This is a genomic window from Vibrio sp. B1FIG11 (genome assembly GCF_905175335.1).
GTDB classification, from domain to species: domain Bacteria; phylum Pseudomonadota; class Gammaproteobacteria; order Enterobacterales; family Vibrionaceae; genus Vibrio; species Vibrio campbellii.
On sequence record NZ_HG992751.1, the window covers coordinates 2,341,844 to 2,366,437 of the forward strand.

Consider the following 24,594-nt stretch of genomic DNA (forward strand, 5'->3'; position numbering starts at 1 on the left):
CACCACCAATCATTTAACTACATATCAGATATCAGCTAAGCGTATATCTCGCTAGAACCGGAAGTCGAAGCCAATACTAGCCATTGCTTCCTCAGATTTGGCATCACCAGATTCTGTGACCGGATTATAATTTTCACCCTCAACTTTGATGAAGTCATATTTAAATTCAAAGTAAATGTTTAGTACATTTTCCCCAAGCTTTGTTCTAACACCTTGCAACCACATAGCATTGAATACGCTCATATCCACACCATCAAAAGACGACCCAGAATTTAATTGCACAACGGTATAGTGTGTTTCACTCCATGGCTTTACAGCATATAAACTGACCGTCCCCATTTGCGCCATATCATCACCCAAGAAAGCTTCTGTCGCATTTTTGCCCGAAATACCTCCGCTCTTAAGGCTATTACATAGTTCTTTTGCTTCACCCACTGCGTAGTTTTTGCAGGTATTTTGAAGAGCCCCACCTAAACCACTGGTATCCCAATCGACATAAGAGTAGTTCACAGAAGGGAACCAAAGCGTCCCATCTTCACTTTTCAATGGCAACATATAACCCGCTGTATATGAGTTACTAACGTCTTCAGTGTGCATGATATCGAGGTAAACACCCCCAAAGCGTTTATCAAAGTGAATTTCCCGGAATCTAAAGTTTTCCGAATCAGTATAATATTCCAACAACATATTCGTTTGAGTATCGTCGCCAAACACATTATTGAAACCACCACCGGTAGCAAGTTTAATTTCACCTGAATCCGAAGCCGCGATACCACCTCGCCAAGTACTATTTCTAGGGTCAGCATCGTGAAATTTTTCTTCACTTTCAGCGTAGGCACTATTCGCAAGAATAATCGCACAGATTGTTGGTAATAATATTTCTTTCTTCATTAATTTACTCTCCAAGTAATGATTAATGAAATTATATTATTTAGTAGTTTCGACTAGCCACAGAATATATTGACTTAAGGTAAGTCAGAAAGTGAATTAACTAGAACGGTACTTATCTCTTTTTTTAATAACTTACACTTGTCACTTTTCGAGTTTAAGTAAGATGTAAAGAAAGCAATATACCGATTTAAATCACGATCTTGGTGAATTTCGGGAGGCAGTTGAAGCTTGTTTAGCTGGAGATCTTCAGAAACAAGTCTCTTAGTAGAGATAAGCAGACCTTTACCCTTAAGGCATGCCTCTACAGCAACATCAAGACTGTCAGTAGTAAGTACAATTCTTAAGTCTTTCTTGTATTTGACTTTGATGATGTCCCTCACCTCATTTATCTCTCGGACAATCGTCGGGTTCCAGCTGATAAACGGTAAACGCCAAAGCTCTTCCAATTTTATTATCTTGTGCTTACTAATAAACTGCTTGGAAGCCAAAGCAAAGAACTCGTCTCTAATGATTCTCTCAAGCACGATATGTTTGCTAGCCTCATTCTCATAGTTGATACCAATGTCCACTGTTCCACACTCTATCCTCTCTATCGTGCTATCGTTCCACTCTTCAAAGTGCCAACTGGCAAAAGGAGCAATCATAGACAAATGCTGGTATAGCTGAACACCAAACCGGTATAAAATCCCACGGCTAATGGCAAGTCTGATATCTCCTTGATGGCGGCTTGCGTCAAACTCTTTGACGAAAAATACCGAATCAATATCCTGCACTAATTTTGTCAATCCAGGTTGTATAGCAGTAAAGTAATCAGTTGGATGTAAATTATTGCCAACTCGGATCAATAACCTATCACCTAGATCATCTCTTAATCGAGCCAGCACTCGACTCACTTTAGATTGTGAAATATTTAATTCATGTGCAGTTTTGTATGTGTTCTTTGTTGAGTATAGGTTCTGAAGAATTTTGATACTTTGTATATTAATTTCTGACACGTTGGTCATAACAACTCTCATAAAAAAAGGGCCGAAATAGGCCCTCTAGAATTTAATTTAGCGCAACGTATTTTTTATCGATCATGCAATTTCGCAATACGACCTTGAAAGCCTCAGTCTGTTGAGTGTCCGCATTCTTTGCATCTTGTCTTGAAGACAACCTTCCACCAACTACGCCTATAGCAGCGCCAGTTTTCGCTGCATCAGACCCACTGTTACCACTGATGGAACCAACGAGAGCACCTGCCGCAGCTCCCTTCGCCGCACCTTTCACACCAGATCCTTTTTGTTCCACCGATGCTGTTTGGCTCGCTTGTTCTGCAATGCCAACACACTCGTCAAGTTCTTGTTGAGCAATGTCAGCCGTCACATTGTCGTAATCGAATGCCAGTTGACTCTTAGGTTCAACAAGCGCGCCACCTCCCGCAATGACCACAGAGGGTAGCAATAATGAAAAAGTTAATAATATCTCTCTTTTTATCATTCAAACACCAATCGTCAATATAAATGATTATCTATTTTATTTTTCGTAGACATAAGCTAACCAAGCCGATACCTCTAAGCCAATTGAATTACGTAATATCAGATATAAGCCAAATGGATTTCAATGCCCTATAAAGCTAAAAACCATTCAAACAATCCATGGCTTATCTACTAACAATTAAAAACATATGCTCTACTTGTTTTCATCCATGTTTACGAACTAGACAGATAAATATGTACGTTTATTAAAAAGGTGTATATAGAGTACTTATAATGCATATAAAAAAAAGAGGCAGTCATACTGCCTCTTAATATACGAATTAGTCTATTTTCTCTAAATCACCTAACATCCAAGTTTTATAAAAGTCTTTTGTTTTTGGTCCGTATAGGCGGAACAGCAAGAAAAAGTCTTCACCATCGGTTGGCACCCAGTTTTCTTCCATTCCTGTTGGTGCTTTGGGCCCAAAATAAATATCGTAAGAACCGTCTTCATTCACTCTCATCGTATCTTGGTTGCGAGAAGATAAGCCTACTCGATCAGCACCCTTGATAAAGTTTTTGGTCTCCATGCTATATACGATTGCCGACCAAAAATCCTTCACTGGCGTATCCTTTGGTACATTCAACTTATAAGTCGATTCGCCATCCAACATTTCACCGTTGCTGTCTTTCACTCCAGTTAGATAGAAAGTGCCCCCACCTAACTTTTTAGGGAGATAAGTCACATAGAAATATGAGCTTGCTCTACCATCAACCAGTACTTCATGCTCTTCTTCAAAGGTAAATCCCTTGTATGGTTGATCACCGAAGTTCCAAATCGCCCATTGAGACAGTGGCTTCCCATTCTCGTCTCTCCATAAGGGGGAGATGGTATCTCCATCGGTGACAAAGCGTTTCTGCATGTGGGCATAAGCCAACAACAAACCTTCTCTCATCGCTTTCAACTGCTTATCAGTTGGGTTGAAAGGTTTTCCTTTCTCTATACCAAGATCCTTAAGTAGTGAAACCATTACTTTATCTTGCTCACGAATTGGGTTGTTTTGTACTACATCGTTCACGTCTTGGAAGAATGTTTCGTTGTAGTAAGGCAAACAATCATAGTCGACATTAGTGGCGTTGAGGTATTCTGTCTTCGGAGGACTCAATGCATCTTTCAACTCATAGACTTTGATCCCTTTTGCGTAATCTCCTGCGTCTTTATCGGTGGCACCGTTATATAAACGCGGACGAAATGCAAAGCCATAATCGAGCGTGTCTGTTTCAGAGACAATGTAGCCTTTGGCTTCTAACTCTGATTTTGATGGCGACCCTGTATAATTTGGTGGCAAGAAAACATATTTCCCACCTTCACCTTTATCTGCACCAGCAGGACCGACATCAACAATAGGCTGCTCCCATTGGTTGACCACCGAGCCAAAGTAGCTGACTTTGTCTGAAGCAGGTGGGACTTCAATAACGATTGGGCCGTTACGGGACGTAATGGTACCCCAAGCATAGGCGGTAACATCGTTCGCCGTTAGGAAGCCTTTGTTTGACGCAAATGATTTATTGACGTAAACCACGTCATTATAATCTCCCCCAAGATCCCTTCGTGTCGCTTTAAGGAAGTCAACTTGAGTTACAGCAGGCATCGCCCAAATTGCCGTTTGAGTCGCTCTCTGTACCATAATTTTATATTCTAGGTCTTCAATTTGAGACGCACGTTCAAGGATATTATCGGTGGCATCAAAAGGTTGAATCGTTGTCGATGCTTGCGCTTGACCCAATGTAATAGTCGTTGCAGCAAATATACTTAGTGCTAAATACTTCAATTTCATAGTATGTACCTTTCGCAATGATGATGGCGCTCACCTCATCCATGAGATGATGCGAAACTGAACTTGGTAGTGATGACTTCTAACGCGTCACTTTTTCAAAATCTGATGGCTTCCAAGATCCATCAAACCAAGCTTCTGTCGGGCCATACATGCGAAACAACACGTTAAAGCCTTTTCCTGGGATAGTTTGCACCCAGTTTTTCTCGTAACCTTTTGGTGCGACCGGAGCAAAATGAATCGTAATCGACCCATCTTCATTTTCGCGAAGTCCTTCGCTCAACCCATCAATGCCTGCGCCTGCCTGATCAGTTTCTAGCATCGAGCGTGTTTGATTGTCGTAAACCATAAATGACCAAAACTTAGTCGCAGGAGCGTTAGGTGGCAGTGTCACAGTGTAGTGCTGTGAACCATCCAATAATTGGTTGTCGCTATCTCGGTTGCCAACTCGATAGTCAGAGCCACTGCCAACTGTTTTGGTCACCATGTCAGGAGTGATACCCGTTGCCATGAAATGGAACATTGCTCGGTCATCCGCATTGATGACACCATTTTCATCAAGGAATTCATGTCCGTTAATTAAAGGCGTGAACCAGTTGCTATTCTCATAAGTGATGAGCGATTCATCTGGATAGAAATAGAAGCTCCTTGCTTCCGCTGTGGCAATTTTAGCGGCTTCTTCAAGAATACCCTGCATACGAGCGTCTGGTTTAAATGGCGTGCCCTTTTCAATCCCAATTCGTTTCGCTAAAGATAACCATTCTGGATCAAAGATTTCCTTCGGCTCATACTGAATTAATGCATTGATTTCATCATAGAATTCGTGATTCATCGCGTGCACAGTGTTGTACTTGATACCCGTGATATCCAAAAACTCTGTTTGATTCTTTTCACCATAAGGATACAGCTTCATTGTTTTTTTCAGCTGACTCACATCGTGTTCTAACGTCGAAGGTTTCGTGATAATACGTACTAGCAACCAATGCTGGTAACCATCGGTTTTTACGTGGATATAACCTTCAGGGAGATCGCCTTTATAAGATGAGTGATAGAAGAAGTATTTGCCGCCCTTACCTTGATCTTGTGGATGTGTAACGCCAACTCGAGATGTAAACTTAAACGCCGCATTGTCAACCAAACCAAGTATTGGCGTTCCCACCTCAAGAACAACAGGGCCATCTTTCACATCAATTTCTGAAGTTACGTATGGCGTAGTCGTATTCGCAGTCAACCAAATACTGTTCGCATTCAGCATTCCCTCGGAAATACCGATGGTTTTGTTTGGCTCCATACCCACACTTTCATGGCCGAGTAACAAACCTTGAATAGAAGCGACTGGAATTCCTGATAGAAAAACGCGTACAGCGTCTGCTGTATCCACGAAATCCGACGCTTTAAGATGTGTTTCCAATGAAGGAGCACCATCTGTGTAGTTGAGCTCACCTAAGTACTTAGACTCAACATGGTTCGGAGTAATAATAGAAGGCGGTACGTCGGCTTTGAACGTTGCCGCTGTCGCTGAAGAAATAGCATTAATAAACACTAGGGTAGAAAGTAGTTTATATCTCATGTTCAACCTCATTAATATCTCATTCGAGTTGTTGAGGTAGATCCTAGTATTATTCTAAATTTGCATCTAACTACTTATAGTAATATGCTGACATTACCAAAGTGAATAATTAATTTATAGCCCGACGATGAACAAGCAGCTTTCACGAATCGACTTAAACCTATTGATTACGTTAGATACTTTACTGAAAGAAAAAAATGTAACCCGTACCGCAGAGGTTCTTTTTGTCTCTCAACCGGCAGTGAGCAGAGCATTAGGTCGACTCAGAGAAACATTCGACGATCCTTTATTCACTCGTGTCTCTAACGGCTTGATCCCAACTGAAAAGGCACTGCATATCGGCAAGCAACTTGAAGTTATCATTCCTCTTCTACAAGGTGTCTTTCTCTCCGAAGACTTTACTCCCGAGAAATGTGATTACAGCTTCTCAATTGCGCTACCAGCTTTTCTTTCTAGTGTCCTCCTTCCAAAGCTCGTATTAGAAATCAATCATCTTGCTCCAAAAGCTCGAGTTACCGAGTTACCGGCAAAAGCCAACCCTTACCCTTTAATTGATCAAGGGAATCTAGACTTCTCAATCCATTACACCTCCTCTCCGAACGAAAAATATTTTTCTACAGAGATCGGCGTCCTAAAGCCGCAACTTTTTGCTCGGAAGTCTCACCCGCTCTTCAAGAAAAAAGACTATAAATTGGATGATACTTTTGACTACCCGTTGGTCGGGATGCTTGTCGAGGAGGATCAGTATCAGTCGTTTAGTGCACCCATCATGAATATCTACCGTGATCTAATGATCGATAAAAAACCAATGTTGAGGAGCTCTCAGACACAAGTGCTCTTGGATGTGATGAAGAACTCGAACTCTATTATGTTTGGCACAAACTGTGTAAGCGCCCTAAGTGGTTTCGGAAACGAATTCGATCTACTTCTTTCACTCGATCACAAAGACGAATATCACGTTCCGATTCACCTAGTTCAGCACACCCGAAATAGAAATAATCCCGCTCACCAGTGGTTTTCTAGCCTTATACTTAAAGAGATTTGCAAAATCATTTAAATATGACTTTTGGTCAACCTTAAAAGCCGAGTACATCACTGGAATGTTTTCGATTCAATTTGCCTCATAATGTCAGTATTCATCGTAGTTGTAAGGCGTCCAAATACGATGAGGCTATAGTTAATCTATTGAGTAATCTCACTTTAGGCTCTCATCATGATGGATTTAAGATGGCAACCTACGCTCATGAGTTGCACCATACTCCTATCAGCGCCGGCAATCTGTGCGTCAGATTTGTATGGCCCGCTTCGTTCCTATGCTCAATCGCCAGTGCAAGTCGTCAGCCACACGAACGTACTTCGCTCCGGATATGCCCTCCCTTCCGGTTATGTTGAAGCGTATGGTTCAGGCACAATTGCGAGTGTCTGGGCTCATACCAGCGACTATTCACTCGACTATTACCACAACCAACTCGAGTTAGGCGGTAAGTGGCAAATCAATGAACAATGGCAATGGGAGTTGAACTATCGCTGGGTCTTTGCTGCGGATAACCATTTAGATGGTTTAACTGAAAGCTTCCATGACCTATTTGGTATTGGACAAAATGGACGTAACGAAGTTGATAAGAACCGTTTCTATATGTCGATGCCTGAATACGACATATTACTGGAAGACTTCCAAGGCGAAACACTAGCCAACAACCTGTCGACCTACCTCCAATATCAAATACTGCAAAATGAACATCATGGTTTGTCTATTGGCGGGAGTCTCTATTACAACGATGTTCCGCACGGCACCTTCAAAAGCACTAGCTTTGAGCAAGGCCTACAAATCAACTATACCTCTAGATTCAATGTATCCAATATATTCTATTCGATGGTAGGGATGACCTTTCGAAGCAGTGATCGTGCACTGGTAGATTTGCCCTATCGACATAATACCGCTGCATTTGCGGGTGGTTATCGCTATGCATTGGAGGAGAATCACCACTTCATCCTTGAATATCATTGGTATCAAGGTTCGACTGAAGGACCTAGCGAGTTTGCCGATGCATCAAATGAGTTTGTGATTGGATATCGCTATTTAATGGAGAACTCAGCGATTGAGATAATGGCGGTTGAGAACGCAAGAAATATGGACAACAGTACCGATATCGCCTTTACGTTTGGATATCGGTACTTGTTCTCTCCAGCAACGGAAAGTTAGGAGTATTACAGATTCAAGGTTGGGGCAACTGCCGCTGCAACTTGTGAATCAGACGCTCCGATCGGTAGCGAGAAAGAACGGTATTGGTCGCCAGACATGCTAAATGAGCGGTCGATCTCCGCTAAGCAATGGATCGTTCCACCGTCCAAGATAAAGGAAAGCTCAATCTCTTTAGTAGAAACAAAACCGTTATTACGAAACTCTAACTCTTGGTAAATGCCAGAACGAGAAGAGAAGGTATTGCCACGTAAGAAACCTTTCTCTACATCAGCTTTCACCATAGTAAAGCCCGCTTGTTCAATCGCTTGAATCACGCGAGAGGCTACTGGTAAAGGCTTCACTTCAATGTAATCTCGGTCGCGCGGGTCAATCGCAAAACCGATATCCAATGTCGTTTCTACCCAAACATGGCACTGATTTTTAGTGCACTAACCGCGGTAATAGGCGTTTCGTCATGCAGTTTAAGCTCGAATGGCACCTGCTTTTCTTCATTCGGCTGAATAACAAACGGCTCAACCGCCTTCAATTGATCAATAGTGAAAGTTTGGTAGCTAACGCTGTCGTCTGCTTCTAGTTTCATTTCCGTGTTCAGTTTGATGGTGATGGCATCAATTTGTTGTTCGACATCACCACCTTTGATTTGAACGTGACCACGTAAAGTTGCGCCTTGATATACGCTCATTTCATCTAAAATCGTATCCACTTTTGCTGAGCCGATACCAAGTGACGCTTTTAGTTTCTTAAACATACGATTCCTTTGTGACTGTCTGTTTTCGTTATTTTGATAAGTCTCTGTTTACACAACTGATCAAACTCCTGCAAGTAATAGACGATAAGAATGCGGAGTAATTCCTTTTATCAGCGCACAAAATGACTCTATCTGTTTGCAATTTGTGCATAGATTACGCACTATTTGTATAGTCAATTAAAAGGAAGTCATTATGTCTGCGCCCCTCTACATACAAATCAAACAGTTTATCCTCGATAAAATTGATTCGGGTGAGTGGATGGTTGGACATCGTATCGCAACTGAAATCGAATTGACGGAACAGTTTGGTGTAAGCCGAATGACCGTTAATAAAGCGATTCGAGACTTAGTTAATGAAGGCAAACTGCAACGCCGACCTCGCCTCGGAACCTTTGTTTGTGATCCGGCTGAGAAGTCTGAATCTCCCCTATTAGACATACGCAACATTGCCGATGAAATCACGAATCGGGGCCGCGCTCATCACAGTGAAGTGCTACAGCAAATCGCTATCAAAGCCGATGACAGTATTGCGACAAAGCTTGGCGTGATGCTAGGTACCACAGTGTTTTACAGCGAGATCATCCACTTTGAAGACGGTAATCCAATCCAGCTTGAGCTGCGTTGGGTCAACAGCCAGTACGCACCTAGTTACCTACGACAAGACTTTACTTGCATGACACCAAACCAGTACCTTTCTGATAACTGTCCTCTCAGTGCAATAGAGCACACTGTTGAGGCGATAGTGCCAGAGGGACGTGTTAAACAAGACTTGAAAATGCAAGCTAACGAGCCTTGTTTACTGCTCAACCGCCGAACGTGGAGTCAAGATAAACTGGTGAGTACTGCGCTACTTTACCATCCGGGCAATAAGTACAAATTAAGCTCTAAGATCCTGCTATAAACTAGGCGTTACTTCTTCGTTTTGATCACATTTCAGCAACATTAGCCTTGCCAGTGATGCTTTTTTCTCCTATTTATTTGTATATACATTTAAAAGTACAAATCAAAAGGAAGTATCAGAATGGATTTGCTGATTGAAAATGCACGCCTCGTCACTATGCAAGAAGGAGAGCAAGGCTACCTACCCTCTCCCCTTGCTCGCGTCGGCATTCGGTCAGGAAAAATTGTTGCACTCAGTACCGCAGCAATAGGCGAAGACAGCGCAGAAACCGAATCCATCCTGAATCCAGACCACTACGAACAAACCATTGATCTTCAAAGCAAGCTGTTGCTACCAGGTTTGATTGATTGCCACACTCATCTTGTGTACGCCGGGAATCGTGCCAACGAGTTTGAAATGCGCCTTAACGGTGTGCCTTATGAAGAGATCGCCAAACAAGGCGGCGGTATTCTTTCTACCGTTTGTGCAACCCGCGAAGCAAGCGAAGAACAACTTATCGAGCTTGCTCTACCACGCCTTGATGGCCTACTCGCCAGCGGCGTGACTTCTATAGAGGTGAAATCCGGTTACGGGCTGACATTGCAAGATGAAATCAAGATGCTGCGCGCAGCGAAAGCCTTAGAACAAGAGCGCAAAGTAAAAATCACCACAACCCTACTCGCCGCTCATGCACTTCCACCAGAATTTAAAGACCGCGCTGACGATTATATCCAGCATATTTGTGACGACATCATTCCCCTCGTGGCAGAAGAAAAGCTCGCCACCAGCGTCGATGTGTTTTGTGAATCGATAGGTTTTAACTTAGCTCAAACCGAGCGTGTCTTTGAAGCAGCCAAAAAACACGGTTTGCATGTCAAAGGGCATACGGAACAGCTTTCTGATTTAGGCGGCACTACGCTAACGGCAAAATACAATGGCCTTTCTGCCGATCATATTGAATATCTCGATGAAATTGGTGTGCGTGCGCTTGCCAATTCCTCGACCGTGGCAACCTTGCTCCCTGGTGCGTTCTACTTCTTACGTGAAACCCAACTGCCTCCTATCGAATTACTTAGAGCGCACAAGGTGCCAATGGCGATAGCGACAGACATCAATCCAGGGACATCGCCATTTGCTGATTTAACCTTGATGCTGAACATGGCTTGCACTCTTTTCCGTTTAACCCCTCAAGAAGCACTGCGTGGCGTCACTCAAAACGCAGCAAAAGCACTGGGTTATGGGGAGTCTCGTGGCGTGATTGAAATCGGTTATGACGCGGATTTCTCAATTTGGGATATCGAACACCCAGCAGACCTTAGTTACCAAGTCGGCGCAAAACGTTTAGTAGGTCGTATAGTAAATGGTGAATATGTCTCTCACGGAGGACTGTAACATGGCTCAATCAGATCCAAATACCGCTCCATTTCACTGGCAAGGTCGCCACGATGCAGAAGATGGAGAACTGGGTAAGCGCGTTCACCACGTGATTAAAAATATTTCTGTTGAAGAGTTACCGAGCAGAAGCGAAGGGGTCTCAATCCTTGGTTTTGCGACCGATGCGGGTGTTGCCAGAAATAAAGGCCGTATTGGTGCGAAAAAGTCACCGGATTTAATCCGTCGTGCCCTAGCAAATCTCGCTTGGCATCAAGATGCACCACTTTACGATCTCGGCACCGTCGTTTGCGAAGACGACCTACTAGAGAGCAGCCAATCGCAATGCGCAGCTACAGTTGCTCAAGCGCTGCCCCATTCACCTGTCGTAGTATTAGGCGGCGGGCATGAGATCGCTTGGGCATCATTTTCTGGGTTGGCCGAGTACTTCAAAACCCATCACCCAGAAAAGCAGCCGAAGATTGGCATTATCAACTTCGACGCACATTTCGACCTGCGCGCTTTTGAAAGCTCGCTGACAGAGGTAAAACCGAGCTCAGGCACACCATTTAATCAGATTCATCACTTCTGCCAACGCAATGATTGGAAGTTTCATTACGCTTGCATTGGCGTCAGTCGCAGCAGCAATACCAAAGCGCTATTCCAGAAAGCGGACGAACTCAATGTTTGGTATGTGGAAGACAAACAGCTTTGCTACATGAACCACAGCTACCATTTAACGCAACTACAGCACTTTATCGATGACTGCGATTACCTCTATCTAACGATTGATTTGGACGTGTTCCCTGCGGCAACAGCTCCGGGTGTAAGCGCTCCAGCAGCAAAAGGGGTCAGCTACGACATCATTTCGCCGTTTCTCGATCGAATCCTACATTACAAAAACAAGCTCATGCTGGCAGACATTGCCGAGTATAACCCCACCTATGACGTCGATAGCCAAACCGCTCGATTGGCAGCCCGCCTATGTTGGGACATCGCCAATGCCATGGCAGAGAAAGACCATAAACCCAAATAACCTAACCCAATAACAATCAACTCGAAAAAGACACAGCTCAAACAGCACTTTACTCGAGTAGAAATAGCCAAGCACAGACTTGGTACACACGTGAAACTAAAGGAGTCTTAAAATGACACAGCGCCAGGGACAAGATCCACGACTTGATACAAGCAGAACAATTCGTGCTCCACACGGTACACAACTGCGCGCCAAATCTTGGCTGACGGAAGCCCCGCTTCGTATGCTGATGAACAACCTTGATCCAGATGTAGCCGAGCACCCTCACTCGCTTGTTGTATACGGTGGTATTGGTCGAGCAGCACGAAATTGGGAATGCTTCGATAAGATTGTTGAAGTGTTAGAAAGACTCGACGATGACCAAACTCTTCTCGTCCAATCAGGCAAACCAGTTGGCGTTTTCCCGACTCATAAAAATGCGCCACGCGTTCTAATTGCGAACTCAAACCTAGTACCACATTGGGCCAACTGGGAGCACTTCAATGAGCTCGATAAAGAAGGCTTGATGATGTACGGACAGATGACAGCAGGTAGCTGGATTTACATCGGTTCACAAGGCATTGTTCAAGGCACTTATGAAACCTTTGTGTCAGTAGCTAAAAAGCACTTCAACGGCGACGCAAAAGGTCGTTGGATTTTAACTGGCGGCCTTGGCGGTATGGGTGGCGCTCAACCTCTAGCTGGCACAATGGCAGGTTTCTCAATGATTGCTGTTGAATGTGACGAGTCACGTATCGATTATCGCCTACGCACAGGCTACGTCGACAAGAAAGCCACATCGCTAGATGAAGCTCTGGCGATGATCAAAGAATCCGACACGCCTATTTCAGTCGGTCTACTAGGTAACGCTGCAGACATCTTCCCTGAGCTTGTGGAACGTAACATCACGCCAGACGTAGTAACAGACCAAACCTCCGCACACGACCCACTGAACGGCTACTTGCCTCAAGGTTGGAGTATGTCACATGCAGCAGAAATGCGCTTACAAGACGAAGCTGGTGTAGTTAAAGCGGCGAAACAATCCATGGCTGTGCAAGTTCAAGCCATGCTAGAACTGCAAAACCGCGGCGCTGCAACACTGGATTACGGTAACAACATCCGTCAAATGGCGCTGGAAGAAGGCGTCGAAAACGCGTTTGATTTCCCAGGTTTCGTACCGGCTTACATTCGTCCTTTATTCTGTGAAGGTATTGGGCCATTCCGTTGGGCAGCATTGTCTGGTGACCCAGAGGACATCTACAAAACCGATCAGAAAGTAAAAGAGCTGATCCCAGATAACCCTCACCTACACAATTGGCTAGATATGGCACGTGAACGCATTCAGTTCCAAGGGCTGCCTGCACGTATCTGTTGGGTGGGTCTGAAAGACCGTGAGCGCCTTGGCCAAGCCTTTAATGAAATGGTGAAAAACGGTGAACTGAAAGCGCCGGTTGTTATTGGCCGTGACCACCTAGACTCTGGCTCGGTAGCCAGCCCGAACCGTGAAACTGAAGGCATGATAGATGGCTCTGATGCGGTATCGGATTGGCCATTACTTAATGCCCTATTGAATACCGCAGGTGGTGCAACTTGGGTATCACTTCACCATGGTGGCGGCGTTGGCATGGGCTTCTCTCAACACTCAGGTATGGTGATTTGTTGTGACGGCAGTGATGATGCATCTGAGCGTATTGCTCGCGTACTTCACAATGACCCAGCGACGGGCGTTATGCGTCATGCCGATGCGGGATATGACATCGCAAAACAATGTGCAGCCGAGCAAAGACTGGATTTGCCAATGCTCAATGAAGAACTGAAAAAGCTGAAGTAAGGATGAAAGACATGCTCAATTTAACGCTAAAGCCGGGCCATATTAGCTTAAACGAACTGCGTCAGGTGAGCCGCTCGCCTGTCAACCTTACTCTCGATCCAGAAGCCATTCCGGCCATTGAGGAAAGCACTCAAGTTGTCGACCGAGTGATTGCAGAAGATCGCACCGTTTATGGCATCAATACGGGTTTCGGTCTACTCGCAAACACACGCATTGCGCCGGAAGATCTTGAAACGCTGCAACGCAGTATTGTGCTTTCACATGCCGCTGGCATCGGTAAATTCATGTCCGACGAGACCGTTCGTTTGATGATGGTGCTGAAAATCAACAGTCTTGCGCGTGGCTTCTCTGGCTTGCGCTTGAAAGTCATCAACATGCTGATTGACCTTGTGAATGCGCAGGTGTATCCATGCGTACCACAAAAAGGCTCAGTAGGCGCATCGGGTGACTTAGCGCCGCTGGCTCACATGAGTACGGTACTTCTTGGTGAAGGCCAAGCGCGTCACAATGGCAAAGTCATTTCTGGCTTAGAAGCTCTGCAAATTGCTGGTCTAGAGCCAATCACACTGGCACCTAAAGAAGGCCTTGCACTGCTTAACGGTACTCAAGCATCAACGGCGTTTGCGTTAGAAGGCTTGTTCATTGCCGAAGATTTGTTCTCATCTGCTACCGTTTGTGGCGCGATGTCAGTAGAAGCAGCACTGGGCAGCCGTCGTCCGTTCGACCCACGTATCCACCGTGTTCGTGGCCATCGCAGCCAAATGGATGCGGCGTTAGCGTATCGACATATGTTAGAAGCAACCAGTGAGATTGGTGAATCCCATACCAACTGTGAAAAGGTTCAAGACCCTTATTCACTGCGCTGTCAACCTCAAGTTATGGGTGCTTGTTTACAACAAATTCGCAATGCGGCAGACACTCTGCAAGTAGAGGCGAACTCGGTATCGGATAACCCGCTTGTGTTTGCGGAAGACGACGACATTATCTCTGGCGGTAACTTCCATGCTGAGCCCGTTGCTATGGCGGCTGATAACCTTGCGCTTGCGATTGCAGAGATTGGTAGCTTGTCAGAGCGTCGCATGGCACTACTTATTGATAGTGCTCTGTCTAAACTTCCTCCATTCTTGGTCGACAATGGCGGCGTCAACTCGGGCTTTATGATTGCGCAGGTAACGTCAGCAGCACTAGCTAGTGAAAACAAAACGCTCGCTCACCCTGCTTCTGTCGATAGCTTGCCAACATCCGCAAACCAAGAAGACCACGTATCAATGGCGACCTTCGCTGCTCGTCGACTGAAAGAGATGGGAGAAAATACGCGTGGTATCTTGGCGGTTGAGTACTTGTCAGCCGCGCAAGGCTTGGATTTCCGCGCGCCAAACAAATCTTCTGAACGTATCGAGATTGCAAAACAAATGCTGCGTGAAAAAGTGTCGTTCTACGACAAAGACCGCTACTTCGCACCAGATATTGAGCAAGCCAACGCACTACTCAAGCTTGCTCTTCACAACGCATTAATGCCAGAAAGCTTGCTCCCTAGCGTGCACTAATAAACTTCTGGTTCTGGTTCTGGTTCTGGTTCTGGTATAGAAAAGCCGATTGAGCTGCACACTCAATCGGCTTTAATTTTTTAACTTTCCAGTTAATCCCTTATGACACGATCACAAGCGGATTACTGAATACTGCAAATGTTGAAACGGCTACGACTGCCAGAACCGAGCATTTTCACATTCTGTTTTTCTCGAATATTCAACCAAGCAGTACTCTCTTCCGCATTCAGATTTGAAGGCTGGTAATCTAGGTTTGAATGTCGTGACACCAGCACTTGTCTATTGAGATCGTCTGATAAGCTATCCACAATGTTTGTTGTCATTTGGCCATCAGAATACGCCATCACCAGCACGGTATCTTGACCTTCAAGTTCTTGTGAAAGCAATGATTGATTATCCACACTAAACTGGACATCTTTGTATCCATTTGACCTTTCGGACTGCCCAGAGATTGCGCGGTACAATCGGCTGCGTTTTCTCTTCTTCAAACTCGATAGGGGCGTTTCATTTTCAGAGCTATAAGCATTAACCACTTTGATATTATTTTTAGCCGCATAGTTTAAGATCGCGCTTTGGTTGCCTAGGCCACGCCTCGTTAAGGCTGGAGAATTTTGCAGGCTTTGCGACAAACGTTGCTCCGTCGCATCGACAAGCACAATCGCCGTCTCTTTGCCTTCACTCAAAGACTGATTCAGCGCTCGACGCACTTCGGTATGAGCTTGCTTTCCTTCCAATGTATCCCACTTAGGTGAAAGAGAGCCAGCAGCAGCGGGCCTTACCTCAACCGTGTAAGGATGATATTGGTAGTGCCCTGCAGGCCAGTAAGTATTTCTCTTATATGCACCAAGGTCGTCAGCCAAATGAAACTCGCTCACCACCTTTTCGTTTTTCAGATAAGCTTTCGGTTTATTCTGCCCGCTAGATTTCCAACGGAAGTACATCTCTTCCCGCCTCATAATAACGTCATTACGAATTTCATCTATCGCAGTCTCTGCATCTCTGCCATTTTCTGCATTATTGTAATGGGAAATTCCCGTCGTTTGGTATTCAGCCTTATCGATCGAATACTCCGTGACTTGTCCAGTTTCTGGGTGACGATGTTTGAGTATCACACTCCCGCGAGGCATCGCGCCCGAAGCGTAATCACGAGCATGAATTAACTCATGCCCCAACGCGACCGCTTGATCAAAAGGCTTATCCGTTCCCGGAATATTGACCACTTCTTTTGTAGAAAAGAACACCGTGTTTGACACACCTTTCCCATCAAACTGTCGTAGGTAAACAAGCTCTGATTTTTGTCTTTCAGCGAAGGTGGAAGGCACTGTCTCGAACAAGCGACCAGCCCCCTCAGGTTCTCGAATTACGGTAACCACATTCACCTTGGTCGTATCAACACCTTGAAGATGCTCAATAAGAGGTTCTACCGTATCGTCGGGAGCATTGACTGGCGTATAAGCTGCGATTTGACGCAACACTTCCCGACCGGTCGGTGACATTTTCAGCCTTTGGATAAGGAGTTTAATATCCGCAAGATAAGCGTCATCTTTTGTTTGAACATACAAGTTAGTCGATACTCGATAAAGATTCCCGTACTGCGAAGAGTTGTAGCCGTAAATAACCTTCACACCATCAGGGGCAGCATAAAACTCACCCATTTCTGCGCCACCACCAGCAAGAGCACTTCCAACCAATGTTGAGAATGTAAAAACAATAGAAACCATTTTTGCTAATATTTTCATCCCATTAGCCCTCAATCTTAATCTGTAGTTCGATCAGTTCTTCTAATTCTTGAATAAGAACTTCATGAATTTGGGGAAGCATCGTCATATCGTTATTCCGAATCACATCACCCAGTTGTGTGATCGCCAAATCCAATTCACCTTGAGATAATTGGCTACCGACATTCGATAACATCTGCCACAAAGCATGCTGCTCTGACGCCATTACCTGCTGAGAAAGAGCATACAAATGTGCTTCATTTAGGTATTGTCTATTCACTGCGGATAATGAGCTGTTAAACAGTTGGGGAGCATTACCAGCCGCCGTCAACACATGCGTTTCAGATTGTTGGTGTTGGGCAATTTGTGCATACAAAGCCAGATCTCCAAGTAAATAATGCAACTCATTGGCCGTGTTAGCTTCACTTACTTTTTGCATTATTTCTGTCACCGCAGAGTTTAAACTTCTCAACACTGCATTCTCGTCTGGACCCACTACGACTTTGTCAAAAGTCTTCGCCATAATCGGAGAATAAAATTGAAGGTTTTTCGCTGAATAGACACTTGGATAAGGAATCGAGTAATAAATATCGCGAATGTAAGCCATAGTGATCGTTTCTTCGAAAACAGGCTTGATCAAAGCTCTGAACGCTTCATATTGTGTGATTATACTTAGAGCACCTCCTGATGGCCTTTCAGTCAAAAGCAATTCGTACCAACGGCTCAGCTGATACCAGTCTTTTCTCTGTTCAGGGTCGTTGGCATCCAGTCCCTGACTATTTAAATACTCAGTTAGGGTCGTCTGATAAGGCAGTACTTGGATGGTAGATAATTGTGTTACTAAGGTTTCAAACATTCGATTCGAGAGTTGACCAAATACATACGCATACGCTGCCTCACCCAGTTTGGTGCGTAATAGCCCTGACTCCCAGCCATCGTTCACCTTCGTTTCCACATAGGATTCCACATCGAAGTCCAGCGATTTTCTAATCACATCCACGAGCTCTTGATCTTTCGATATATGATAGGTGTCATAGAGTGGTCCAGTATCTTTACATGCATCGAGCGATGCTTGAATACCGCCGGGATAAACGGAAGGTATTCCCCAACACTCTCTAGCAGGACTCACTTCAAATGTCGCGGTGTTTATTTGCTCTTCTGACAAATAATCCACATTCCAATTTGCTTTCGCATATTCACGCAACCCACTCTTTCGCGCCCTCTCTTCCAATAAATGTCGATTAAGTCTCGTGTATTGGTAGACTTGTGGAATATGATGCTTTGCACGAGCAATTACATCATTACGCAGTGTTTCTTTATGCTCCTCCAAGTTATCCATCGCGGTCTGTACAAGCGAGCGCTTCGCTTCGTGTAGTTTTAAACGAAGTTGATTTAATTCTGACGATGACAGCTGCTGTGCAATCAACTCAATTCTCGCCTGTCCCTGTGATTTGACACAATTCATCAAATGAGTCGGATTGTCCCCCGCTTCAGAACACAGAGGTTGATTGAGATTTGATTGTTCTGAGATATGACCATAAACCTTGATGTATTCCAGATCCATCCTCGTCATTTGCCTCACAAGCTGACGATCATAACCCGCTGCAATACGACGATATTCCGTATCCGCAGCAAGCAATAGTTGATCGATGTACATTTCAATCGAAGCTTTAACATGGTTGTCGTATTGATTAATCAGCTTAATTGCATCTTCTTTTTTATGATGGAATCGATTGAAATCAGGGTGATGATCATTAAAAACATAGTGAGTTTGAGATTCAAACTCCTCAATCTTCTCTTTCGCTGCAAAGTATTTAATATCATTGGATAGCATGTTTAGCTCATCACCAACCAATGGAACAATCGAGAAAACAGAGGCGGTTTTATCTAAACGCGTCGACGACTCTTTGGAAAAGGTAGACGCCATGTTTTCTGCCCAAACACCCACAGCAAAAGCATCTCCAACCGGGCCAAGTACTTCGAGTGTTGAACTTCCAGCTTGACCTAGGCGATTCAATATCGCAGGAGCACTTAATGCACTTTCAGACGCTACTGGTACGCTGTTTAACGCCTCTTCTGTTGAAGGCCATGCCTCAGAAAATAACTGTTGCTGTGAAGAGTGTTCCAACTCACCGAATGTAGAACCAAACTGAGGTTCTGAGAAAAACTGTTGGTGGAGCTGCCCTTCTAAGCGCTGGCTATCGAAGCTATTTAAGCTTTGCGTATCAGACACACCATCAATAAAACACAATGAATAGGTAGCTGGACTGAATGCAGCCAAAGCAACGAAACTGGATATTAATTTTGAATTCATGAGTTATATGTTCTTTATATTGTTAAAAGAGTAAAAAAAGAAAGTTTATAAAGATGACTTTAAAAAGCGCACGCTTCAGCGGCTGTGATTTCTTCGCCGCTATGCATATCTTTTATTTTCTTATTACCTACTGAATTAGGATCAATTTCTCGGTAAACAACGTGAGTACCCATATAACTCGTTTTAATAGCTGTCACTTCGAAGTAAGAGTTTCTATTAATAAGAACCTCCAACTCACCATCAATGACACTTGGTATGACAATACCGCTTTTACCCTGTTGAAGTTCAAACCTTGCAAGCTGACCAGAATGAAAGTTATAGGCAGCATCTTTTGATATGGAGGTTGAAACATAAGCGCTAGGACTTACAATATCCCCAACTTGTATATCTGACATATAAGCCCCCAGTTCACGTTCGCCTCTAAAGGTAACACCTTGATATTTGGCGCCGCTCTCAAAAGCTGAATCTATATGGTCAATGATATTCAGTGTTTCATCATCAAAAACGCCTGAGATAAAACTTTCTCGAGTCGATGCAAAAGCATAATCTTGATACTCGGCCAGTGCTGCGGCTTGCTCTTCTGAAAGAAGGCCTTTCTGAACATCAGCTTGTTCGTATAATTCTTCTCTTAGTCTGTTAAATTCTCCATAATCATCAATGCCAGGCTCAGACATAATTTCCATGATCTCTTCTATGTCTGAACTACTGTAATATTTATCATTGTACTTCAAGCCTGCCATTGAGTGAGAACACAAAAAAACTTGAATTAATAAGCCGAATAATAATTTTCTAGATTTCATTTTTATTTACCAATAGACGTAAAAAATCGCCTCCCAAAATATAACAGGGAGAGCGTCGACCAATTATTTTCTAAATAATACCTCTCATGAAGGTTTCATGAGAGGTAATGGCTATCAAAGACAATACAATGCTGAGCGGGTTCGAAGTGACACTTCATCTCCACTAAAGCTATCGTAAATATGTATATCTGGTTCAGCCTTTAGATATTTAGAAGGATTTTTTATCTCCCTCAATTTTATGTAGTTCTTTTTCGCTGAAATTCTCTCAATCGCTTCAACACGAAAATAAGTGTTAGGCTTCGCTAAGATTTCAGCTTCGTATGCTTTGAATGTATAAGCATTGATTGCTCGCCCTGATGACTTCAAATCAATTTTGAATTGAGCAGCAGAAACGTTCTGATAAGCTCCCGCAGCAGAGAAGTTTCTCGCTACGCTTGGAATGGTTGATGTCGATAAGAAGGCCTTTTCATGCAAGATATCACCAATATTCAGCTTTTCTAAAAGACTGTTCTTAATTGATGAGCCTCGATAGACCGTCCCTTTAAAGTTGGGCAATTTATTCATTACGCTACGCATATGAGAAACCCGTACTTTTAGAGCTTCCGCATACCCTGGCATCAAAAATTCTTTGGGTTCACCCGCTCGCATGTACTCATTAACAACATCATGATCAGTGCGGCCATAACGTTTGATTGCCGAGTATTCCTCTGGGATCATCTTTCTTTCTGCTTTTGCGTGATGAACAATTGACCAATCCATCAGGTCATCGGCCATCTGCTCTTGCTGCATAGGCGATAGGCCTCGCCCTTTAAACTCGGCAAAGTCTTCTGCCAATGCAGCACTCTGAGCAACAATCGTTAAAAGTGTAGCCAATAGTCTCTTGTACATATTTCGCTCCCTGCTTAACCGCAAACTAGAGAACACCAGTAAGATTGGCTTATCTCTTCACCCGAATATAGGTTGTATGTCACGCCCTCTACCGCTTCGTGTGATGAAACTGTCTCTAGCGCCACCATTGCAGAACCTCGATTTAACTCGATGTTCGTTACTTTGTAGTAGGTGTTAGGTGGTAACAACACCTCAGCCTCTCCTCCAAATTCGGACAAACCGCCAAGCGCGCGACCATTACTCTTCACTTGAACTTCATACAACACGCGCTGTAGAGGTTGTGGAGAGTTCGGCCTTACAACAGCGAAACGCTTCGCAACTTCAGGAATGGTACTGCTTGATGTAAACGCAGGCTCAACCACCACATCCCCCACTTGGAGTTTGTTTAAAAGAGACTGTTTTGCCCATGCGCCGCGGTAAGTCACCCCCTTGTAACGAGGCAGCTTTTTCATGGCACTACGAACCTGCTTAATAAACCTCCTTGCACTTTTTCCCGCACTCCCCCAAGTAGAGGTATCCGCAGCTCTCAAGTAATCATTCGCAAGCTGATAGCCAGAAACGGAAAAATCTTCCAAGGCCTCTGCTTCATTAGCCGTCATCAATTTGTAGCGCCAACCACTGGAAGCTTTCGCCCAATCAGAAAATTGTGAGGCTAATTCATCGACTTGTACTTGGCTACGTAAAGGGGCTTTCAATGCCTCAAAAGGCGCAGCCTGGGCGACGAAGCTAAAACAGAGAAAACAGAGTGAAATAATTCTCAACATAGTCTGTTCCTCCCTTTACCAATATCTAGGGTTATTTGGGCTTAAATCACAGGAGATATTTAGCTCATTCTGCTTGATGACTCCGAAACGAATCGCACTAAACAGCTCTAGCTGTTGGCGAGTCACACTGTCAAACCAATCAGAAAATGGGGTTAACCAATACATTGACTCATCACCGGAGATCTTAAACAAGGCGTCTTTCAGTTGCGGGTACATGATCATGCAAGTTCTGCCCGGTAGGTTGGTAAAGTTGTCATTAACTTGAACTAGCAGGTCGAGCTTTCTACCTAATTCAGAATTAGCGTTAAACAAATCATCGATAGATGCATGTAGACGCGCGTCATAACTCATGTCTTCGCCATTATTCGCTCGGTAGTAATATGCAGATTCGCTATCGTCGATATTGTAATAAACGTCCAACGTCATGTAGCGCAGTAGATGAGCAGGTAATGGCTCAGATAGGAGTGCGGTCGTCCCCATTTCTCCTGATGCGTAGTGGCCTGTAGAAATATTCTGCGCATGGATAATACCAATGTATCTCTGGAAGTCGCCAAGCTGTGCAGCAAGCCATTCCTCACCATTGCTGTCAGCCACGCTCATCGCTTCTAAAATACGATTTTTTACCACGCTTTTCGCTAGCGGTAATGCTGCAGCAAGATTGCTGGTATTCAAGTTGGACGCCTTTAGTGCTGACGCAATTAAAGGTGCATGTTTATCGAGATCAAAGCTTCCCGGATATAGGTAACTATAAAATCCGTTTACATGTGTTGCTTGCCATTCACTCTCTAGTGCCGAGCTAATAAAACCTTCCAGTTTTGCCAAGCGCTTTGAATGCACGTAATAACCTGAGTCTTTGTTCCTTTCATGCCAATCAGCAATGTGGTGCAATGACGATTCGCGAGAGAGGTTTTCTTTTGCTAGGTAGCTAGGAGACCAAGCGGCACAAGCATTACCACCGCCACACTCAGCTTCCAGTGCCGCACTGGAATCAAACATCCAACGCATCACTCGTGCTTTATCAGCTTCTGCAGTTGTGATGATGCGTTGCTTGTCGGAAAAGCTTAGGATCTGCTGCTCAAGCCAAGCCTCTTCATGTTGAGAGCTCCAACCTTCGTTGATCAGTTCATCCATAGATTGTGTAAAGACACGCTTGATCGCATCGCGATTTGGCATCACCATCTGCGAAATTACTTCATCTTTTGCAGAGTCATAATGCTCTTTCTCTGCAGGAATCCACGTGTACTCAGTACACCCTCTGAAGTTCGGGTCCCCCCCAAGTATCCCAATTCGAGTACACTTCTCGTACCCTTCTTGAATAACAAAGTACTTTTGACGACGTTCAGTAGCCGTGGCTGGACGCCCAAAAATACTGCGAGACATTTCATCTATCGCTAAATAATCCGCTTGGTCTTTAAAATAGCGATGGGCTTTCGCAACCGCTTCTGAATCAAACAAACGATCGATGGCATTCATGCCTTCTGCATACATTTCTTCTTTTAACTTGGCTCTAAGCACATCAAGCTGGGCGTTCGCGGTCTCGACGATTTTGATCTTCGAATTGAGAACTTGTCGGTAAAGTTGATGCAGTGATTGACGATCTAAGCCTTCCACTTCCCCATTTCTAAGCTCATCAAGCACCGCCACTGCCATGTCCAGATGGTCTTGCTGGCAATGCTGCAAGCGCGCTAGTGCTCGATTAGCTTCTCGCTTAGATGGCACATACATTGGACGGTTGTTGTTTTCTTCCTGCTCTGGGTACAAAGCCAGCAACGCATCAATCTCAGTACGGCAAGTTGAAGCAAGATCAGAGGCAAACAGTTTGGCATTCGCACCTTCTAGCGCGAGCTTATTAAAAATGGCTTTCTGAACTTCAGTCTCGACAGAGTTAATCAACGTCTCTGCTAACACGGCTTGTGCTTTTAACGCTTCTTGATAATGCTGCTGATATTTAAGCGCTACATCAGAGGCATACCCCTTCGCCAGCGCTTCAAGCATGCGCTGTTGACCGGATGCAAGATCCGCCCAATGCTGCTTATCTTTTTTGTCTTGTTGAGTGACGATGTCGTCGTGAACGGTAAAGCTATAATGATCGCCCGCGGCAACTCGATTCCAACGAGCCGTTAGGATCTTACGATCAATTTCTCGCTCAGGTAGCTTTAGAACGCCAAACCAATCAATCAGGCTCATCACCGTAGCAAAACGGTCGTATGACGTTTTTGTCTCATCTTCAAAGGCTTGAGCCACATCATTTGCCCACAACCCCACCGCAATGGTATCGCCGACTGGCCCTAACGCTTCAAGCGCGCCCTTGGCAAAGCCTGCCGTCGAGTGTCCGATTGTCGCAAGCAGGCTCGCCGCTTCTTCGGATTCTAGAACGGCAACATTGGCAGGACCGACCTCAAGTAGAGATGCAGTTTCTGGGAAAACTTCATCTGCCTCAGCAAGCGAAGGTCGAGCGTCTGCGTGGTGTTCGGGCGCAGACAAAAATAAATCTTCTGGCGTTAGGTCTTCACTGAAGTTTCGGTAATTTGACTTACGTATATCGTGGAAGCTCTCACGATCCAATACGTTGTATTCGTCACCAATATTACAAACTTCAAAGGCACTAACACAGGGGGAAGCAATGGCACACGCCAATACCAATTTTCGTAACTTCATATAATTATCCTTGGTTTGAGAAGTTATTTGCTTCTTGCAGGAAGCAACAAGCCTCCGATTACTTATTCGCAACCGGAAATTGAACGTTTTTAATTAAGATGCTC

18 protein-coding genes and 1 pseudogene are annotated in these 24,594 nt (G+C 44.4%); 7 read left to right on the forward strand and 12 right to left on the reverse strand.

Going from position 1 to position 24,594, the window contains the following annotated elements:
• Positions 1-51: 51 nt before the first annotated feature.
• The 5 genes from KHO06_RS10890 to KHO06_RS10910 all read right to left on the reverse strand — a co-directional run bounded on the left by KHO06_RS10890 (position 52) and on the right by KHO06_RS10910 (position 5,753).
• Positions 52-891, reverse strand: a complete 840-nt coding sequence (locus tag KHO06_RS10890) for a hypothetical protein (RefSeq protein WP_212581568.1) — start codon at positions 889-891, stop codon at positions 52-54.
• A 74-nt stretch (positions 892-965) separates the two neighbouring features.
• On the reverse strand, positions 966-1,895 hold the full coding sequence (locus tag KHO06_RS10895; RefSeq protein WP_212581569.1) for a LysR family transcriptional regulator: 930 nt from the start codon (positions 1,893-1,895) through the stop codon (positions 966-968).
• A gap of 43 nt (positions 1,896-1,938) precedes the next feature.
• The gene (locus KHO06_RS10900; RefSeq protein WP_050913444.1) at positions 1,939-2,322 is read right to left on the reverse strand and encodes a glycine zipper domain-containing protein; all 384 of its coding nucleotides are present in this window, start codon (positions 2,320-2,322) and stop codon (positions 1,939-1,941) included.
• Positions 2,323-2,689: 367 nt separating this feature from the next.
• Positions 2,690-4,186 carry a DUF1214 domain-containing protein gene (locus KHO06_RS10905; RefSeq protein ID WP_212581570.1) on the reverse strand — a complete coding sequence of 499 codons (1,497 nt, stop codon included), beginning with the start codon at positions 4,184-4,186 and terminating at the stop codon, positions 2,690-2,692.
• Positions 4,187-4,265: 79 nt separating this feature from the next.
• Complete coding sequence (locus KHO06_RS10910; protein ID WP_045368763.1) at positions 4,266-5,753, reverse strand: DUF1214 domain-containing protein; 1,488 nt, start codon at positions 5,751-5,753, stop codon at positions 4,266-4,268.
• 127 nt (positions 5,754-5,880) lie between these two features.
• Here KHO06_RS10910 and KHO06_RS10915 point away from each other — a divergent pair, with 127 nt between their 5' ends.
• Positions 5,881-6,810 (forward strand): LysR family transcriptional regulator, encoded by a 930-nt coding sequence (locus KHO06_RS10915; protein WP_045368761.1) that lies wholly within the window; start codon positions 5,881-5,883, stop codon positions 6,808-6,810.
• 156 nt (positions 6,811-6,966) lie between these two features.
• Positions 6,967-7,956, forward strand: a complete 990-nt coding sequence (locus KHO06_RS10920) for a DUF3187 family protein (protein WP_212581571.1) — start codon at positions 6,967-6,969, stop codon at positions 7,954-7,956.
• A gap of 5 nt (positions 7,957-7,961) precedes the next feature.
• On the opposite strand, the pseudogene KHO06_RS10925 reads toward KHO06_RS10920, so the two are convergent.
• Positions 7,962-8,704, reverse strand: a pseudogene (locus KHO06_RS10925) (sporulation protein).
• Positions 8,705-8,897: 193 nt separating this feature from the next.
• Between KHO06_RS10925 and hutC the strand changes: the two are divergent.
• From hutC to hutH, 5 genes are all read left to right on the forward strand, one after another.
• On the forward strand, positions 8,898-9,605 hold the full coding sequence (gene hutC, locus KHO06_RS10930; RefSeq protein ID WP_047479121.1) for a histidine utilization repressor: 708 nt from the start codon (positions 8,898-8,900) through the stop codon (positions 9,603-9,605).
• Positions 9,606-9,725: 120 nt separating this feature from the next.
• A complete protein-coding gene (hutI, locus tag KHO06_RS10935) occupies positions 9,726-10,976 on the forward strand; it encodes an imidazolonepropionase (RefSeq protein ID WP_212581572.1) in 1,251 nt (416 codons plus the stop codon).
• A 1-nt stretch (position 10,977) separates the two neighbouring features.
• A complete protein-coding gene (hutG, locus tag KHO06_RS10940; protein ID WP_212581573.1) occupies positions 10,978-11,991 on the forward strand; it encodes a formimidoylglutamase in 1,014 nt (337 codons plus the stop codon).
• A gap of 112 nt (positions 11,992-12,103) precedes the next feature.
• Positions 12,104-13,801: a urocanate hydratase gene (gene hutU, locus KHO06_RS10945; RefSeq protein WP_212581574.1), complete on the forward strand. Its 1,698-nt coding sequence runs from the start codon at positions 12,104-12,106 to the stop codon at positions 13,799-13,801.
• Positions 13,802-13,812: 11 nt separating this feature from the next.
• Positions 13,813-15,348: a histidine ammonia-lyase gene (hutH, locus tag KHO06_RS10950; RefSeq protein ID WP_010448635.1), complete on the forward strand. Its 1,536-nt coding sequence runs from the start codon at positions 13,813-13,815 to the stop codon at positions 15,346-15,348.
• A gap of 122 nt (positions 15,349-15,470) precedes the next feature.
• On the opposite strand, the gene KHO06_RS10955 is transcribed toward hutH, so the two are convergent.
• The 6 genes from KHO06_RS10955 to KHO06_RS10980 form a co-directional block, all read right to left on the reverse strand.
• Positions 15,471-17,087, reverse strand: a complete 1,617-nt coding sequence (locus KHO06_RS10955) for a M91 family zinc metallopeptidase (protein WP_045368742.1) — start codon at positions 17,085-17,087, stop codon at positions 15,471-15,473.
• Between the two features lie 4 nt (positions 17,088-17,091).
• A complete protein-coding gene (locus KHO06_RS10960) occupies positions 17,092-19,380 on the reverse strand; it encodes a hypothetical protein (RefSeq protein WP_212581575.1) in 2,289 nt (762 codons plus the stop codon).
• A 59-nt stretch (positions 19,381-19,439) separates the two neighbouring features.
• Entirely contained in the window at positions 19,440-20,180 is a 741-nt protein-coding gene (locus tag KHO06_RS10965; RefSeq protein ID WP_212581576.1) for an ADP-ribosyltransferase, read from the reverse strand.
• Between the two features lie 114 nt (positions 20,181-20,294).
• A complete protein-coding gene (locus KHO06_RS10970) occupies positions 20,295-21,068 on the reverse strand; it encodes an ADP-ribosyltransferase (protein ID WP_212581577.1) in 774 nt (257 codons plus the stop codon).
• A gap of 14 nt (positions 21,069-21,082) precedes the next feature.
• Positions 21,083-21,832 carry an ADP-ribosyltransferase gene (locus KHO06_RS10975; protein ID WP_212581578.1) on the reverse strand — a complete coding sequence of 250 codons (750 nt, stop codon included), beginning with the start codon at positions 21,830-21,832 and terminating at the stop codon, positions 21,083-21,085.
• A 15-nt stretch (positions 21,833-21,847) separates the two neighbouring features.
• A complete protein-coding gene (locus tag KHO06_RS10980) occupies positions 21,848-24,490 on the reverse strand; it encodes a hypothetical protein (RefSeq protein ID WP_212581579.1) in 2,643 nt (880 codons plus the stop codon).
• Positions 24,491-24,594 lie beyond the last annotated feature (104 nt).